The sequence below is a fragment of the Streptomyces sp. NPDC005374 genome, assembly GCF_042872225.1.
Classification (GTDB): domain Bacteria; phylum Actinomycetota; class Actinomycetes; order Streptomycetales; family Streptomycetaceae; genus Streptomyces.
Map to the genome: position 1 here is coordinate 96,226 of NZ_JBIAKA010000017.1, position 17,200 is coordinate 113,425.

Below are 17,200 nucleotides of genomic sequence, written 5' to 3' on the forward strand. Positions count from 1 at the left end.
GTTCAGCCCTCCGAAGGGGCGAGGCGCCGGAGCTCCGCCTCGGTCGACTTGAGCAGGTCGTTCCACGCGTCCTCGAACTTCTGGACGCCCTCTTCCTCCAGCAGCTCGACGACCTCGTCGTAGGAGATCCCGAGCTTCTCCAGCGCGTCGAGCTCGGCGCGGGCCTGCTCGTACGTGCCGGACACCGCGTCGCCGCGGATCTGGCCGTGGTCCTCGGTGGCGAACAAGGTGGCCTCCGGCATGGTGTTCACCGTGTTCGGCGCCACCAGCTCGTCGACGTACAGCGTGTCCTTGTACGCCTTGTCCTTGACGCCGGTCGAGGCCCACAGCGGACGCTGCTTGTTGGCGCCCGCGCTCTCCAGCGCGGCCCAGCGCTCGGTGGCGAAGACCTCTTCGTACGCCTGGTAGGCCAGACGCGCGTTGGCGAGACCGGCCTTGCCGCGGGCGGCCTTGGCCTCGTCGGTGCCGAGCGCGTCGAGCCGCTTGTCGATCTCGGTGTCCACGCGGGACACGAAGAAGGACGCCACGGAGTGGATCTTCGACAGGTCCAGGCCGCGCTCCTTGGCCTTCTCCAGGCCCGCGATGAACGCGTCCATGACCAGGCGGTAGCGCTCCAGCGAGAAGATCAGCGTGACGTTGACGCTGATGCCGAGGCCGATGACCTCGGTGATCGCCGGGATGCCCGCCTGGGTGGCGGGGATCTTGATGAGGGTGTTGGGGCGGTCGACCAGCCAGGCCAGCTGCTTGGCCTCGGCGACGGTCGCCTTGAGGTTGTGCGCCAGGCGCGGGTCGACCTCGATCGACACGCGGCCGTCCTGGCCGTCGGTGGCGTCGTAGACCGGGCGCAGGATGTCGGCGGCGTCCCGGACGTCCGCCGTCGTGATCATGCGGATGGCCTCTTCGACCGAGACCTTGCGGAACGCGAGGTCGGAGACCTGCTGGTCGTAGCCGTCACCCTCCGAGATCGCCTTCTGGAAGATCGACGGGTTGGTGGTGACGCCCACGACGTGCTGCTGGTCGATCAGCTCGGCGAGGTTGCCGGACGTGATCCGCTTGCGCGACAGGTCGTCCAGCCAGATCGCGACGCCCTCCTCGGAGAGGCGCTTGAGTGCGTCTGTCATGGAATTACATCTCCTACGGTCGTGTGTGAGCGTCAGCGCTGGGCGGTGGTGAGCCCGTTAACGAATTCAAGCGAGTCCCGGGCCTTGGCGGCCACGTTCTCGCCAGTGAAACCGAACTCCTGGAAAAGGACCTTGCCGTCCGCGGAAGCACCGAAGTGCTCCAGGGAAACGATGCGACCGGCGTCCCCGACGTATTTGTGCCAGGTGAGGCCGATGCCCGCCTCGACCGCGACTCGGGCCTTCACGGCCGGGGGCAGGACGCTGTCCCGGTACCCCTGGTCCTGCTCCTCGAACCACTCCACGCACGGCATGGACACCACACGGGTGGGCACACCGTCGGCCTCGAGCTGCTCGCGCGCCTCGACGGCGACGTGCACCTCGGAACCGGTGGCGATGAGGACGACCTCGGGGGCGCCGTTCGACGCCTCGAAGAGGACGTAACCGCCCTTGGCCGCGTCCTCGTTGGGCGCGTACGTCGGCACGCCCTGACGGGTCAGCGCCAGGCCGTGCGGGGCGCCCTTGCCGAACACCTTCGTGTACCGGCCCAGGATCTCGCGCCAGGCGATCGCGGTCTCGTTGGCGTCCGCCGGGCGGACCACGTTCAGGCCCGGGATCGCGCGCAGCGCGGCGACGTGCTCGACCGGCTGGTGGGTGGGGCCGTCCTCGCCGAGGCCGATCGAGTCGTGCGTCCACACGTACGTCACCGGCAGGTGCATCAACGCCGAGAGCCGGACGGCGTTGCGCATGTAGTCGGAGAAGACGAGGAACGTACCGCCGTAGATACGGGTGTTGCCGTGCAGCGCGATGCCGTTCATCTCCGCGGCCATGGAGTGCTCGCGGATGCCGAAGTGGATCGTGCGGCCGTAAGGGTCCGCCTCCGGCAGCGGGTTGTCCGCCGGGAGGAACGAACTGTCCTTGTCGATCGTGGTGTTGTTCGAGCCCGCGAGGTCGGCGGAGCCGCCCCACAGCTCGGGGATCACCGCGCCGAGGGCCTGCAGGACCTTGCCGGAGGCGGCACGCGTGGCGACACCCTTGCCCGGCTCGAAGACCGGGAGCTTCTCCTCCCAGCCCTTGGGCAGTTCACCCGCGGCGATGCGGTCGAACTCGGCGGCGCGCCCGGCGTTGTTGTTGCGCCACTCCTGGAACGACTTCTCCCACTCCGCCTTGGCCTGCCGGCCGCGCTCCAGCGCCTCGCGGGTGTGGTTCAGGACGGCGTCCGAGACCTCGAAGGACTGCTCCGGGTCGAAGCCCAGCACCCGCTTGGTGGCCGCGACCTCGTCGTCGCCGAGCGCCGAGCCGTGCGCGGCCTCGGTGTTCTGCGCGTTCGGGGCGGGCCAGGCGATGATCGAGCGCATCGCGATGAAGGACGGGCGGTCCGTCACCCGCTTCGCGGCCTCGATCGCGTCGTAGAGGGCGTGCGGGTCCAGGTCGCCGTCCGGCTTCGGGGCGACCCGCTGGACGTGCCAGCCGTACGCCTCGTACCGCTTGACGGTGTCCTCGGACACGGCCGTCTCGGTGTCGCCCTCGATCGAGATGTGGTTGTCGTCCCACAGCAGGACCAGGTTGCCGAGCCGCTGGTGGCCGGCCAGCGAGGACGCCTCCGCGGAGATGCCCTCCTGGAGGCAGCCGTCACCGGCGATGGCGTACACGAAGTGGTCGAACGGCGACTCGCCGGCCGGGGCCTCCGGGTCGAACAGACCGCGCTCGTAGCGGGCGGCCATCGCCATGCCCACCGCGTTGGCGACACCCTGGCCGAGCGGTCCCGTCGTGGTCTCCACACCCTTGGTGTGGCCGTACTCCGGGTGGCCGGGGGTCTTGGAACCCCAGGTCCTGAACGCCTTCAGGTCGTCCAGCTCCAGGCCGAAACCGGCCAGGTAGAGCTGGGTGTAGAGGGTCAGGGACGAGTGGCCGGCGGACAGCACGAAGCGGTCGCGCCCGACCCACTCCGGGTCGGCCGGGTCGTGCCGCATCACCTTCTGGAAGAGGGTGTACGCGGCGGGGGCCAGGCTCATCGCCGTACCGGGATGGCCGTTGCCGACCTTCTGTACGGCGTCGGCTGCCAGGACTCGGGCGGTGTCGACGGCCCGCTGGTCCAGCTCGGTCCACTCGAGGTCTGTGGTGGTCGGCTTGGTGCTCACCCTGGGTCAGGGCTCCTTTCCACATGTCACGCATGTCGGATGCCGGTGCACGGGACGCCCGGTCTTTTGTCGAGCCTACCCCCGCAAGTACGTGCGTTTTTTCGAGTCATTCCAGACTGGCGGGAGTCTCGGGGATCCGCCTCCTGACTGGGCCCGCAACGCATTCGGCAACTGAATACGGAGCTGCTCATCGGAGTGCTCAACCGAGTGACGCCGAGCTCTTCCGGGGGCGTCCTCGGACACGACCCGACCCCCGCGAATGTCGGGGTATGGGCAACGTCTACAGTGGCGTGGTACGCGCGGGCCTTTACCGGGACTTCACACGGGCGAGGCTTGCTGGGATGTCTCTGTAGGGGTGTGCGTGACGGCCGTCGAATCCCGTCCAGCGGGGGTACTCGGAGCGAGCCAGAGCCCGAGTCACAGGCCGTTCGGGGCCCGTGTCAAGGCGTTCGTGGCGCTGACCAAGCCGCGGATCATCGAGCTGCTGCTCATCACCACCGTTCCGGTGATGTTCCTGGCGCAGCAGGGCGTGCCCGACCTGAAGCTGGTGCTGCTGACCTGCCTCGGCGGCTACCTCTCGGCGGGCGGCGCCAACGCGCTGAACATGTACATCGACCGTGACATCGACGCGCTCATGGACCGCACCTCGCAGCGCCCGCTGGTGACCGGCATGGTGTCGCCGCGCGAGTGTCTGGCCTTCGGCATCACGCTGGCGGTCGTCTCGACGCTGCTGTTCGGCCTCGCCGTCAACTGGCTGTCGGCCTGGCTGTCGCTCGGAGCGCTCCTCTTCTACGTCGTCGTCTACACGATGATCCTCAAGCGCCGTACCTCGCAGAACATCGTGTGGGGCGGCATCGCCGGCTGTCTGCCGGTCCTGATCGGCTGGTCCTCGGTCACCAACTCCATGTCGTGGGCGCCGGTCGTCCTCTTCCTTGTCATGTTCTTCTGGACGCCGCCGCACTACTGGCCGCTGTCCATGAAGGTGCGGGAGGACTACGCGCGCGTGGGTGTGCCGATGCTGCCGGTCGTGGCCTCCAACAAGGTGGTCGCCAAGCAGATCGTCATCTACAGCTGGGTGATGGTCGGCGTGTCGCTGCTGCTTCAGCCGCTCGGCTACACCGGCTGGTTCTACTCGGCGGTCGCGCTGCTGGCCGGCGGCTTCTGGCTGTGGGAGGCGCACGGACTGCAGAACCGCGCCAAGGCCGAGGTGACGGGCGGCAAGCTCAAGGAGATGCGGCTGTTCCACTGGTCGATCACCTATGTGTCGATCCTCTTCGTGGCCGTCGCGGTGGACCCCTTCCTGAGGTAAGGGTCACGTCGTCGCCGCCTCTACTGATCGGTAGCATCCTGGTCATGGCAGACACGACGCAGCAGGTTGACGCGAAGGCCGAGCGCAAGGTCGCCCGGCTCGCCAAGCAGATCAGCTCCTTCTCCAAGGCGCACGGCGGTGCCGAGGGCCAGCTGGCCCACGTCGGCGAGCGCGGTGCCCGGATCGTCCTGGTGGGCGAGGACGGCGGCTGGGGCGACCTGATGGCCCCCTCGTACGAGATCGCCGAGAAGGCCGTCGAGAAGTCCGGCATCACTGTTCACGAAGAGTTCGACGGCGAGTTCGCCGCGAAGGTGAAGACCGGCCCGTACGAGTGGAGCCGAATGGCCGGCATCCAGGTCGGCGGCCCGTCCAACGGCTGATCGAGCCCGCCTCGAAGGAGCGCGGGGCACGGCGGGTCCGAAGTCGCGCGTGGGTCGGCGGACCGGGTAACGGCTGGTCGAGCCCGCTTCGAAGGGGCGCGGGGAACGGCGCGACCAGCCACGGCGGGTCCGCGGTCGCGCGTGGGTCGGCATCCAGGTCGGCGGCCCGTCCAACGGCTGGTCGAGCCCACCTCAAAGGGGCGCGGGGAACGGCGCGACCAGCCACGGCGGGGCCACAGTCGCGTGAGGGCCGGTGTCTCCGCACCGTGGGCGAAACGGCTCAACCCAGCGGAGCGCTTCGCACGGGGTGTGTGACAGCAGCACCTGATGCCCGGTTCACCCGTTAGGACCTGTGACAGCGACACGGTCCAGACGCGGGAGCCCGGATGATCGAAACGCCGTCCCTCGTGGACCAGTACTGCCACGGCGTACTGAGAACAGAGCTGGGTCTCGGCACCTTCGAGGCCCAGCTGGCCCGCACCGAGGGCCCGCCCGCCCCGGGGACCACACTGTTCGACACCCAGACGGGTTTCGCCGTACGACGCTGGTGCCCGCCGTTACTCGGCCTGGAACCGCACTGCGCGCCCGCCCGCTATCTGGCCCGGCGCCGTGAACTGGGCGTACTGGAATCCGGCCGCAGGCTGCTGCGCGGCAGCGGGATCACGACCTATCTGGTCGACACCGGGCTGCCGGGCGACCTCACGGGGCCCACCGAGCTGGCCTCCGCGGCGGACGCCGAGACCCGCGAGATCATCCGCCTGGAACTCCTCGCCGAACAGGTCGCCGACACCTCCGGCACCGTCGAGTCCTTCCTCGCCAACCTCGCCGAATCGGTGCACGGAGCCGCAGCGAACGCGGTCGCGTTCACCTCGGTGGCCGGTGTACGGCACGGCCTCGCGCTGGCGCCCGAGCCGCCGGGGCCGGGCGAGGTGCGGGGCGCGGCGGGCCGGTGGCTCGCGGGCCGCCGGGTGGGCGGTGAGCTGTCCGACCCCGTCCTCCTACGACACCTGCTGTGGATCGCCGTCGCCTCGGGCCTGCCGCTCCAACTGCACGCCGGGCTCGGCGAACCGGGCCTGCGCATCGACCGCACCGACCCCGTCCTGCTCACCGACTTCGTCCGGGCCACCGCCGGCCTCGGCACCGATCTCGTGCTGCTGCACAGTTACCCCTACCACCGGCACGCGGCCCACCTCGCCGGTGTGTTCCCGCATGTCTACGCCGACTCCGGCGCCGCCCTGGTCCGCACCGGCGCCCGCGCGGCGACCGTCCTCGCGGAGATCCTGGAGCTGGCCCCCTTCGGCAAGATCGTCTTCTCCAGCGGGGCCCACAGCCTGCCCGAACTGCATGTGGTGGGCGCCCGCCTCTTCCGTGACGCGCTGGCCCGGGTGCTGGGCGGCTGGGTCACGGAGGGCGCCTGGTCGTCGGCGGACGCGCAGCGGGTGGCCGGGCTGATCGCGGCGGGGAACGCACGCCGGGTGTACGGGCTGGACTGAGCTGTACAGGATGGGTGCATGCAGACCGAGGTGTTACTGGACCGCTTCGTCACCGGCCTGGCCCCGCTCGCCCCCGTCGCCGTCTGGGCCCACGGCTCGCTGGCCGGCGGCGACTACCAGGAGGGCCGCAGCGACCTGGACCTGATCGCCGTACTGCCCTCGCTGACACCCCGCACGGTCTGGCGGCTGGCGAAGGCGCACGCCCGGCTGCGGGTGGAGCCGCTGTCCGGGCAGCTCCACTGCACCTACCTGACGCCCTCGGCCGACATGGGCCGCCGTCACCTCACCTGGGGGTACGAGGAGCTGTTCAAGCGCCCTGTCAGCCCGGTGACCCGGCGCGAACTGCACGCGTTCGGGCGGGTGCTGCTCGGGAGGCCGCCCGCGGAACTGCTGCCGCCGGTGTCGGACCGCGAGCTCACCGACTTCGTCGTCCGTGACCAGCGCGACTTCTGGCGACCGGCCCTCGACAACGCCCCGCTGTGGGCCCGGGACGTGTGGGTCGACCTGGGGCTGCTGACCTTCGCCCGCGCGAGCGTGACCCTGCGGGAGGGCCGACTGATCTCGAAGCGCGAGGCACTGGAACTGCTGCCCGGTCTCGGGGCGCCCGTGGAGGTCGTCGAGGACATCCGGGGGCGGCGCTACGGCGGTCCTGTGTCCACCGTCGAGGACAGGGCGGCGCTGACCCGGACCTACCTGGGCCCGGCGATCGACGAGCTGGTGGCGGCGTACGGCTGAGCGGGCACCTCGGGCAGCTCGCCCCCGGTCCGCTCACGCAGGGCCAGCAGTACGCGGAGCACCGCGATCCACACCAGGGCCGAGCCGAGCATGTGCAGGCCGACCAGGAACTCGGGGAGGTCGGTGAAGTACTGGACGTAGCCGATGACGCCCTGGGAGAGCAGGACCAGGAAGAGGTCGCGGGTGCGGTCCAGGGGGTTCCTGGGGGCGTCGACCGCCTTGAGGATGAACCACAGGGCGAACGTCAGCGACACCACGATCCAGGCCAGGACCGCGTGCACCTTGCTCACGGTCTCCCAGTCCAGCGGCATCCGCTCGACCTCGCTGGAGTCACCGGCGTGCGGTCCGGCGCCGGTCACGACCGTGCCGACGAGGATCAGCAGGGCGGCGGCCGCGACCATGAACCACACCAGCTGCTGGACCGGCTTGCCGACCAGCGGGCGGGGTGCCTCGTCGCCCTCGCGGGTGCGCTGCCACATCACCGCGGCGACCGTGATCAGGGCCGTCGTGGCGACGAAGTGGGCCGCGACGGTGTACGGGTTGAGCCCGACGAGCACGACGATGCCACCGAGGATCGCGTTGCTCATCACGATCCAGAACTGCGCCCAGCCGAGCCGCGTCAGGCTGCGCCGGTACGGCTTCTCGGAACGCGCCGCGATGATCGCCCACCCGACGGCGGCGCACAGCACGTACGTCAGCATCCGGTTGCCGAACTCGATGGCGCCGTGGATCCCCATCGCGCTGGTCGTGGTCAGCGAGGTGTCGGTGCACGTGGGCCAGGTCGGGCAGCCGAGCCCCGAGCCGGTCAGGCGCACCGCCCCGCCGGTGACCACGATGACCACCGCCATGACGAGCGCGGAGAGAGCCGCCCGCTGAACCGTCCGAGGCGTCGGGGTCCAGCGTGCGGCGATGAAGGCGAGGGGGTTGCGGACAGCCGCTACGGCGTCGGCGCGGGTCACGTTCGGCACCCGTCCATCGTAGGGGTGACGCTTGTGCACGCGTTCACTAGGGGGTCGAGACGGGTGCCGTCGGCTGTGTCGGGGTCGGTGCGTCGCTGCTCAGCGCCTCCTTGATATGGCGGGCCCGGGCGCGGTGCTCTGCCGCTTCGGCTTCGTCGGAGGTGCAGAGGGCCAGCCGCTCGTACACCGCGATGAGGGAAGGGTGGGCGTCGCCGAGCCGGGTGCGGAAGATTTCCTCGGCGAGACGCAGGGCTGCTTCGGCGTTGACCTCCTCGCCCGTGTTGAGGGTGGCTGTGCCGCCGGTGGTGATGAGCGCGGCGGCCAGACGGGAGAGGGTCTTGGCGCGGTAGTGGTGATCCGGGCCGTATGTGTCGACGTAGATCTTCTCCGCTTCCAGGAGGATGTCGATCGCTTCGGCGGCCCTTCCCTGGGCATTGCGCAAGGAGCCCAGTTTGTTCAGGCAGGCCGCGTACTTGTGCCTCTCGGTGTCGCGGCGCTTGCGATGCAGTTCCACGACCGGGATGAGTAGAGCGTCCGCAGCGTCCAGCTTGGCGCGGGCCAGCCGGGTGAGGTGGTTGCGGCGAAGCGGTCGCCGGGAAGTCCGGGCCTGCTCACGCAGTTCCTCACCCTGGCGCCGGATCACGTCGGCGAGGAACTTCGCGATCTGGGAGGTCTCGAAGTCATCTGGCCAGCGAAGGGTCCTGAAGGACCTCAGTGCGTCGTCCAGTGCCTGCTCCGCGATGTCCAGGTCGCCGCGGTCCTGGGCGACGATACCGATGTCGCGTTGGAGCATCGCCTTGAAGACCGTGTGTTCGCGTGGCTCATCGCTGCCGGTCTGGGGAATCTGGTCCTGAGCGCGCCGGTAGCGTTCGAGCGCCTGGGGCAGTTGACCGGCGTTTCGGTGGATCATTCCCGCCTCCTGCTCGGCGACGGCCCGGTCGAGCCCCTCCCAGTCGGCCCCGGGGCCTTCGTAGATGGCGATGGCCCGGCTCACCGCGCTCAGCGCCTCGTCGAAGCGGACGTGTTCGCGCAGGATGTCACCGAGCTGCCGCAGGCACTCGGCCTGCAAGGGCAGGAACCGCGGGTCGTCCTGGTGCCCGACGCACTCCTCCAGAGCCTTGCGGCACTCCTCCTCGGCGGTGTCGAGGTCGGCGAGCAGATAGCGTTGGCGGGCCACGGCGAGCAGGGCGGTGGTGCGGCCGAGGTCGTCGGCGTCGTAGACGTAGAGTTCGCGCAGCGTCGCTTCCCGCTCGAAGAGGCCGAGAGCGCCCGACCAGTCGCAGCGATGCTCCTGGTACTCGCCCACCCGGTGCAGCAGCCGGGCCAGAGCGTGTGGATCGACTGCCGCCCCGTAGATCTGGTCGCCGTCCTCCGCGGCCCACACCAGCTCGTCCATGAGCGCCTCGACGTGTGGCATCAGCTCCTCGCAGTCGGCCCGGTGCTGGAACCACTTCGGCTCCTGGGGGAACGCGGCCTCCAGCAGCCGGACCGCCGTCTGGGACCACAGCAGCCGGGCCTGTTCGTCCATGCGCTGCCGGACGAACTTCTGAACCTGTGGGTGCATGCTGTACGCGACGGTGCCGCTCTCCTCGTCCTCGGTGCGTCGCAGCAGCGAGTAGTCGGACAGCCGCCGTGCGACGCGATCGAGGGCCGCCCGGTCCCTGACGACCTCGTGCAGCGGCGACGGGATCATCTCCGGCCGGCCCGTCAGCCTGTCCCGCCTGACGTCCTCCGAGGCCAGCAGGCAGCACAGCCGCATGAGGTCCTCGGCCGCTTCCTCGACGGCCGCCACGCGTTTGATGGCCAGTCCGAACGCGGCGGCGGCGCGGTCGGCGGGACGGTCGGGCAGACGCTGCTGGTACTCGCGCACGGAGATCTGCGCCTGTGCGATGTAGGCGCCGGCCTGTTCGAGGGAGAGCGGGAGCCAGTGAAGTTGCTTGCCCAGCTCCCGCACGGCTTCGACATCGGCCTGCGGCGCCTTCGTCCTGGCGCGCAAAAAGGCCAGTCCGTCCTCCGCTCCGAGGTCGTGCAACTCGATCACCGTCGTCCTGGCGCGCAGTTCGTCCCAGCCCTCGCGGCGTTGTGTGGTGACGAGGACCTCGCCCTGTCCGGTCCGGGGCAGCAGGGACGGGCGCGGGTCGTCGGGGTCGTCGTGCAGCGGCCCCAGACTGTCGTTCTGTACGTCGTCGTAGATCAGGAGCCAGCCGGGATTGTCACGCAGATGGCCCCAAAGCCGGTTCAACACCACGGCTTTGGATTTGTGTCCGGGGATGTCCAGACAAGCGGCAAGCTCCAACAACTCGCTCCTGAGCCGTTCGTAGCTGGTGGCCGACAGCCACCACACGAGGGCCCGGTCCCCCTTCAGCCGCTCCTCCGCGTGGGAGGCCGCGAGTTGGCTCTTCCCGATGCCGCCGAGCCCGTGGACGACGGCGACGCGCAGGCCGCCGTTGCGATCGCGTGGCTTCAACGCGGCCGATATCGCGGAGAGTTCCTTTTTGCGGCCGGTGAAGAAGCGGGAAGGGTTCGGGACGTTGGAGGGCGGTATGTACACCGAATCCTCGTCCGTGGAGCGTGTGATGGATCGTGTGCCACGCGTGCGCTGGACGGAGAAGTAACTGGAGATCGCGGACACCCCACCCAGCACACCGGCGCTCGATGCCAGCAGCATCAGGCTGGCCCCCTCGGTGTCCTGGGCCATGACGGACAGGAAGACCGCTCCGGCCGCGGTGACCCAACTGAGGGCGTTCCTGAGTTGACGTCGGGCCACGCGAACGCGGATGCGGTCCAGTAATCCCATTGTGATCCCCCTGAGCGACGCGGCGCTGTACGCTCCATTTTCCTCGTCGGGTGCGCCGGCATCCAGACAACCCACGGAACCTGTTCGGCGTCCACGAGTGTCCTTACCTGGTAACAGGTCGTTGACCCAGCGTTTCCGACACTGACAACGGCCTGCGGAGGCGCGGTGGAGCAGCAGCAATCCGAGTGTGAGTCACCAGCGGGGGGCCTGGACGGGTCCGGCCTGCACATCGCGCTGGTCCACTGGGCCTTTCCGCCGAGCGTCGGCGGAGTGGAGACCCATCTCTGGGAGTACTCGCGGGCGTTGGCCCGCCGGAACCACCGGGTCACGATCTTCACCGGTACGGCTGATTCCCGGCCCCCGTGTTCCGGTGTCGACGTGTTTTACCACCCGCTGCTGGATCTTTCGGTGGACCGAGTGGACAGCGACGCGTCGGTACGGCAGTTGAGCGAATGGTTCGCCGACCACCTCACCGCGGGCGGGCAGGCGGTCCGCCTGGTCCACGGGCACAATCTGCACCACTTCTCGAACGTCCCCGCGCTCGCGCTCGATTCCCTGCGCGGGCGTCTCGGGCTGGTCCTTCCACACACGTACCACAGCATTTGGCGGGATCCCGACAACGAGAAACTGGCGCGCGAATGTGCCGTCTGGGACGCCCATCACGCGGTGTCGGACTTCCTGGTGCATGAATGCTCCGAGGTGCTGACAGAGCTGAAGGAGCCTGTCACCCGCACCTATCTGGGTATCGACGCGAGCACCTACCTCGATGTGGGTCCGCTGGAGCAGAACGACAACCGGCCGGTGATCCTGCTGCCTGCTCGGCTGATTCCCAACAAGGGCGCGGTGGTGGCGGTCGAGATGCTGGCCGAACTCATCGAGCGTGCAAAGAAGTCGGCGAGGGCACTACGCCCCCGCCTGGTCCTCACGAATCCAGGGGACACGGTCGACTTCCATGACGAGGCCTGGGGGTTCAAGGAGCGTCTTCTCGATTTGATGAAGCGCCGTGACCTGGAAAGCGACGACGTCGAATTCCGGGCCGCCGGCATCGACGACATGCGCGGCCTCTACGAGGAAGCCTCTGTCGTTATCTACCCTTCCCGGTTCAACGAACCCATGGGCCTCGCGCCGCTGGAGGCCATGTGCGCCGCTCGGCCCGTCGTGGCGACCGGGATCGGGGGCCTAGGGGAGGGCGGCAGCGCTCTCGTCGAGTTCCAGGAGAGAGACGACGAGCCGGCGCTGGTACAGCGGTTCGCGGACGAGGTGTGGCAGCTGCTGATGGATCCGGCCGAGGCGAGGGCCGCCGGGCTCAGGGGCCGGGAGCATGTGCAGAAGCACTTCGATCTGGAAGAGGTGTACGTCGACCAGATGCTCACGGAGTACCAGCGTCTGCTGGACGGTGCTCCTCAGTCCGACATGACCCGCCAGCCGTCAGGCAGTTCGGTAAACGCGCACTCTCCGGAAGTGGTGACTGCCACCGACAGCCGCTGACCCGCGAGGGTAAGACCCTGCACCTCCATGGCCACCGGCACCGCGGGCTGCGCGACGAGTGTCCGTCGGGTGATGTCCGGCCGCAGACCGAGCAGAGCCGAGAGCACAGCCACCCCGGACGCCGCGGACCACCCCTGTGGTCGGCACGCCGCGGGATAGGCGAGCGGCGCCGGTGAGCCCGGTGTACGGCCGTCCCCGCCGTACAGCTCCGGCATCCGGTAGTCGAAGCTCGTCGCCGCGTCCAGCAGGCCCTCGGCCAGGACCGTCGCCTCCTCGTGATGGCCTGTCGCGCACAGTCCGCGGATGGCGATCGCCGTGTCGTGGGTCCAGACCGAACCGCCGTGGTAGCTGAGGGGGTTGAAGCCGGGCACGTCCTTGGACCGGCTGCGCAGTCCCCAGCCGGAGGACAGGCCGGGAGAGGCCAGCCAGGCCGCGGTGTCGCGGCAACCGTCCTCGTCCAGGATGCCGGTGGACAGTAACTGCCCCATGTTCGACGCGGGTCCGCTGACAGGTCTCGACTCCTGCCCCACCGCGATGGCGACATAGCGCGGTGCCGGCCCGGTGCGTGCGGGGATCCAGAACAGTTCGGCGAAGCGTTTGCGCAGTGCCCACGCCCAGTCGCGCAGGTGCGCGGCCTCCTTCGTACGCCCACGTGCCGTGAGCAGCGTGGCCAGGCCGGTGGCGGCCTCGTACGCATACCCCTGGACCTCGCAGAGGGCGAGCGGTGGCCCGATGTGCCGGCCTTCCGCGTCGCGCACCGCGTCCTCGCTGTCCTTCCAGGACTGGTGTCGCAGACCGCCGGCTCGCGCGTGATAGCGCAGCAGGCCGTCCTTGTCCTTGTCGCTGGTCTTCCGCACCCAGGCCATCGCGCGTTCGGCGTACGGGAGCAGGGCGTCGACCTCGGTGTCGGGCAGGCCCCAGTGCCACGCCTCCACGAGCAGCGTCACGAACAAAGGGGTGGCGTCGACGGAGCCGTAGTAGTGCGACGGCAGCAGCAGTCCATTCCCGTGCTGCGCGGTCGCCGGGCGCAGTTCGTGCAGGATACGGCCCGGTGCCTCCTCCCGGAACACGTCGTTCACCCGGCCCTGCCGCCGAGCCAGGGCCGAGAGGGTCCCTTTGGCGATGTCCGTGCCCAGCGGGAGCAGCATCCGCGCGGCCCAGATGCTGTCCCGGCCGAACAGCGTGAGGTACCAAGGGCATCCGGCGGCGATGAACTGGTCCTCGGCGCCCTGTTCGACAGCGCCCAGGGGATCCGCCAGGCGCAGGGAGTCAAGGTCCCACAACCCCTGTCGTACGAGATCCCGCAGCCGTACGTCGTCGCTCTTGATCGTGGGCCGGCTCCAGGGCGCCGGTCCGCGGGGCGCCACCGGGTGACCGGAGGGTTCCGGGATCGCCTGCCCGGTGACGACGAGTTGGACCTGCCAGGACTCGTCGGGACACAGGACCAGGCGGGGCCAGGTGAAGGTGCCTCCCTCGGGACCGGCGGACACCTCGGGAGCCGGGCCGGTGGCGACGGTCAGCCGGGCCTGTCCGGTCGACCCGGTCCAACTGAGCGAGGCTCGTGACGTCTCTTCGTGCGGCTGCGGGTGACCGGTGCACACCAGGGGAGGCCGCTGCTTGCCACGTTTGACGTCGGCTATGTCGGCCAGGTCGGTGGCGGCGGCCAGTTCGATGTGCAAGGGCCGTTCGATCGTGCCGACGTTCCGCAAGGTGATCGTCTCGCCTTCGCCGGCGGTACGGACGCGCTCGATGATCAGCGTGGGGTCGTTCGTACCGTCGCGGTCATAGCGGTGCACCGCGGTGAATCTCACCTGATGGGGTCCCAGAGGCTGGACGCCTATCGGTTCCGGCTCGCGCTCGTCCAGGAAGAGACACAGGGTGTGCAGCAGCCGCCGATCGTGGTCGTAGAAGCCCTCGGCCCGGTCGCCGCGCAGTTGCCCATCGCGTGGTGAGGCCGCGAACGCGGGTGCGGCCACACACATGACCACGTCGTGGAGGAGCGGTTGCAGCGCCCGCGGTGCCGGGGAGTTCGCCGATTCGACCACGAGGAGGTCTTCCCCGCGCCCGCGCCCCTCATTCACGCCCGTTCGCGCGTGCGCGCCGGTCTGCGCTACGGCGCGTGCCTCACTCCCAGCGGAAGAACCGCCCCGCCGCGGCCAGCCCCACGACCCCCCACACGGCCAGGATCCCCAGGTCCCCCCAGGGCATTCCGGCCCCGTGCTGCAGTACGTCCCGCAGGCCGTCCGAGAGTGCCGAGATCGGCAGCAGGCCGAGGACGTCCTGGGCGCCCTGCGGGAACTTGGACAGGGGGACGATCACCCCGCCGCCGACCAGCAGCAGCAGGAAGACCAGGTTGGCGGCGGCCAGTGTGGCTTCGGCCTTCAGGGTGCCCGCCATCAGCAGGCCGAGGCCGGAGAAGGCCGCCGTGCCCAGGAGCAGGAGCAGGAGGACGGCGAGCGGGTTGCCGTGCGGCTTCCAGCCCAGGGCGAGGGCGATCACCGTCAGCAGCAGGACCTGAAGGATCTCCGTGACCAGGACCGACGCCGTTTTCGCGGTCATCAGGGCCCAGCGGGGGAGCGGGGAGGACGCCAGGCGCTTCAGGACGCCGTAGCGGCGTTCGAAGCCCGTGGCGATGGCCTGGCCCGTGAACGCCGTGGACATGACCGCGAGGGCGAGGATGCCGGGGGCGAGGAAGTCCACGGCCTTGCCCGCGCCCGTGTCGACGATGTCCACCGAGCTGAACAGGACCAGGAGCAGGGTCGGGATCACCACCGTCAGCAGGAGCTGCTCGCCGTTGCGCAGGAGCATCTTCGTCTCCAGGGCGGCCTGGGTCGCGATCATGCGTCCCAGGGGTGCCGCCCCCGGCTTCGGGGTGTAGAGACCGGTGGCCGTCACGAGCGGAGCTCCTTGCCCGTCAGTTCCAGGAATACGTCTTCCAGCGTGTGCCGTTCGACCGAGATCCGCTCCGGCATCACCCCGTGCTGCGCGCACCACGACGTCACCGTCGCGAGCAGCTGCGGGTCGACCTTGCCGCCGACCCGATAGGAGCCGGGGGTCAGCTCGACCGCCGTGCAGTCCGCCGGGAGCGCCTTGAGCAGGGACCCCACGTCCAGGCCTGGTCGGCCCATGAAGCGCAGGGTGTTCTCGGCGCCGCCGCGGCACAGCTCCTCCGGCGTGCCCTGGGCGATGACCCGGCCGCCGTCGATGATCGCCACGTCGTCGGCGAGCTGCTCGGCCTCGTCCATGTGGTGCGTGGTGAGGATGACCGAGACACCGTCCGCGCGCAGGTCGCGGACCAGGTCCCAGGTGGCGTGGCGGGCCTGGGGGTCCAGGCCCGCCGTCGGCTCGTCCAGGAACACCAGTTCCGGGCGGCCCACGACCGCCATGGCCAGTGCCAGGCGTTGCTGCTGGCCGCCGGAGAGGCGCCGGTACGTCGTCCTGCCGCAGCCGCCGAGGCCCAGGCGCTCGACCAGCGCGTCCACGTCCAGCGGGTGCGCGTGCAGCCGGGACACGTGTCGCAGCATCTCGTCGGCCCGGGCACTGGAGTACACACCGCCGGACTGGAGCATCACACCGATCCTGGGGTGCAGCTCGCGGGCCTGTCGCACCGGGTCCAGGCCCAGGACGCGCACCGTGCCGGAGTCCGGCCTGCGGTATCCCTCGCAGGTCTCGACGGTCGTCGTCTTGCCCGCGCCGTTGGGCCCGAGTACGGCGGTCACGCCCGCCCGGGCCACCAGGTCGAGGCCGTCCACGGCGGTCTTCGTGCCGTACCGCTTCACCAGGGCGTGGACCTGGACCACGGGCTCACTTCGCATGGGCCCGAGTCTAGGTTCGCCGCTCGCGCCGCAGACGGCCGGGTGCAGGATCTCCACCCGGGTCCACGCCGAGGGGATTCCCGGGCACGTCCTCCCGCGAGCGGTGCAGCGTCAGCCACCGCTCCGCGTACCGCACCGCGTCCGCCACCGGGAACAGCCGCACGTCGGCCGCGCCCACCTTCCCCTGTGTGACGACGGGCCCGCGGTCCCGCTCGAAGTCGTAGCCCAGTTCGTCGAAGCGGTCGGAGGTGATCGACACCTCCGTCACCACCTCCCAGCCGGCCGGTCCCGGGCGGCCGACCCGTACGCGCGGGGTCGGGACGCGGTACTCGGCGAGATGGAAGCTCGTGCACGTGTCGTAGCCCGCGCCGAGGAGCAGCACGCGCGCGTGGAGGGCCTCCAGACGGGCGAGCGGGCTGTGCTCGCCCAGTCGGCAGTCGAGGGCGTGGCCGTCGACGACTTCGTGGGCGCGGGCGCCGATCGCCGCGAAGGAGGTCTGCGGGTGCGCGCTGCGCAGGGCGCCGGGCCAGGTGCGGACGGTCTCCGGGATCACACCGACCCCGCGGGAGGGCGTGACGAGGGGGTCGTAGGCGGGCATCGCCGTCCGGATCGTGTCCCACCAGTCCTCGGGCACCGGCGGGTTGCTCCACAGTGCCGGGTCCGAGAGGTCGCCGGTCTGGGTGGGGACCACGAGGGTGCCGTCCGGGGCCAGGGCGTCGAGTAGTCCCTGGACCACCGCTACGGGGCCTCCGCAGACCCAGCCGAGGGAGCTGAGGGAGGAGTGCACGAGGAGGGTCTCGCCGCTGCGGACACCCAGCTCACGCAGCTCCGATGCGATGGTGCCGCGGGTGACAAGAGGGCCGGTGGGAGGGGGTTTCGGCATGCTTCGGGAGTGTCCCCGAACGGGCGCGGAAAAACCACCGGTTTGATCGATCAAAGATCATTCCCGCAGGTCAGGTTAGGGG

At 69.9% G+C, this 17,200-nt stretch carries 13 protein-coding genes; 5 read left to right on the top strand and 8 right to left on the bottom strand.

Annotated elements, in window-relative coordinates; translation table 11 throughout:
- Positions 1-2: 2 nt before the first annotated feature.
- Both tal and tkt read right to left on the bottom strand, forming a co-directional pair.
- Positions 3-1,121 carry a transaldolase gene (gene tal / locus ACFYRX_RS35435; protein ID WP_389108984.1) on the bottom strand — a complete coding sequence of 373 codons (1,119 nt, stop codon included), beginning with the start codon at positions 1,119-1,121 and terminating at the stop codon, positions 3-5.
- A gap of 32 nt (positions 1,122-1,153) precedes the next feature.
- Positions 1,154-3,259, bottom strand: coding sequence for a transketolase (gene tkt, locus ACFYRX_RS35440; RefSeq protein ID WP_389108986.1), 2,106 nt, complete (start codon positions 3,257-3,259; stop codon positions 1,154-1,156).
- Positions 3,260-3,614: 355 nt separating this feature from the next.
- Between tkt and ACFYRX_RS35445 the strand changes: the two genes are divergently transcribed.
- The 4 genes from ACFYRX_RS35445 to ACFYRX_RS35460 all read left to right on the top strand — a co-directional run bounded on the left by ACFYRX_RS35445 (position 3,615) and on the right by ACFYRX_RS35460 (position 7,176).
- Positions 3,615-4,568: a heme o synthase gene (locus tag ACFYRX_RS35445; protein ID WP_389108988.1), complete on the top strand. Its 954-nt coding sequence runs from the start codon at positions 3,615-3,617 to the stop codon at positions 4,566-4,568.
- A gap of 44 nt (positions 4,569-4,612) precedes the next feature.
- Positions 4,613-4,948, top strand: coding sequence for a hypothetical protein (locus tag ACFYRX_RS35450; RefSeq protein ID WP_389108991.1), 336 nt, complete (start codon positions 4,613-4,615; stop codon positions 4,946-4,948).
- A gap of 386 nt (positions 4,949-5,334) precedes the next feature.
- Complete coding sequence (locus ACFYRX_RS35455; protein WP_389108993.1) at positions 5,335-6,441, top strand: amidohydrolase family protein; 1,107 nt, start codon at positions 5,335-5,337, stop codon at positions 6,439-6,441.
- 18 nt (positions 6,442-6,459) lie between these two features.
- Complete coding sequence (locus tag ACFYRX_RS35460) at positions 6,460-7,176, top strand: nucleotidyltransferase domain-containing protein (protein WP_389108996.1); 717 nt, start codon at positions 6,460-6,462, stop codon at positions 7,174-7,176.
- On the opposite strand, the gene ACFYRX_RS35465 is transcribed toward ACFYRX_RS35460, so the two are convergent.
- The gene (locus tag ACFYRX_RS35465; protein ID WP_389108998.1) at positions 7,131-8,144 is read right to left on the bottom strand and encodes a heme A synthase; all 1,014 of its coding nucleotides are present in this window, start codon (positions 8,142-8,144) and stop codon (positions 7,131-7,133) included. The two genes, ACFYRX_RS35460 and ACFYRX_RS35465, sit on opposite strands and share 46 nt — an antisense overlap.
- A 37-nt stretch (positions 8,145-8,181) precedes the next feature.
- Entirely contained in the window at positions 8,182-10,932 is a 2,751-nt protein-coding gene (locus tag ACFYRX_RS35470) for a tetratricopeptide repeat protein (RefSeq protein ID WP_389109000.1), read from the bottom strand.
- 165 nt (positions 10,933-11,097) lie between these two features.
- Between ACFYRX_RS35470 and ACFYRX_RS35475 the strand changes: the two genes are divergently transcribed.
- Positions 11,098-12,420 carry a glycosyltransferase family 4 protein gene (locus ACFYRX_RS35475; protein ID WP_389109003.1) on the top strand — a complete coding sequence of 441 codons (1,323 nt, stop codon included), beginning with the start codon at positions 11,098-11,100 and terminating at the stop codon, positions 12,418-12,420.
- Here the strand turns inward: ACFYRX_RS35475 and ACFYRX_RS35480 are convergent.
- From ACFYRX_RS35480 to ACFYRX_RS35495, 4 genes are all read right to left on the bottom strand, one after another.
- Entirely contained in the window at positions 12,336-14,465 is a 2,130-nt protein-coding gene (locus ACFYRX_RS35480; protein ID WP_389109006.1) for a glycogen debranching N-terminal domain-containing protein, read from the bottom strand. The genes ACFYRX_RS35475 and ACFYRX_RS35480 overlap by 85 nt on opposite strands.
- Before the next feature lie 79 nt (positions 14,466-14,544).
- Positions 14,545-15,315, bottom strand: a complete 771-nt coding sequence (locus tag ACFYRX_RS35485) for an ABC transporter permease (protein WP_389109009.1) — start codon at positions 15,313-15,315, stop codon at positions 14,545-14,547.
- On the bottom strand, positions 15,312-16,235 hold the full coding sequence (locus ACFYRX_RS35490; protein ID WP_389109012.1) for an ABC transporter ATP-binding protein: 924 nt from the start codon (positions 16,233-16,235) through the stop codon (positions 15,312-15,314). Before ACFYRX_RS35490 ends, ACFYRX_RS35485 begins: the two co-directional genes overlap by 4 nt.
- 10 nt (positions 16,236-16,245) lie before the next feature.
- Positions 16,246-17,118, bottom strand: a complete 873-nt coding sequence (locus ACFYRX_RS35495; RefSeq protein ID WP_389109015.1) for an aminoglycoside N(3)-acetyltransferase — start codon at positions 17,116-17,118, stop codon at positions 16,246-16,248.
- Positions 17,119-17,200: the final 82 nt, after the last annotated feature.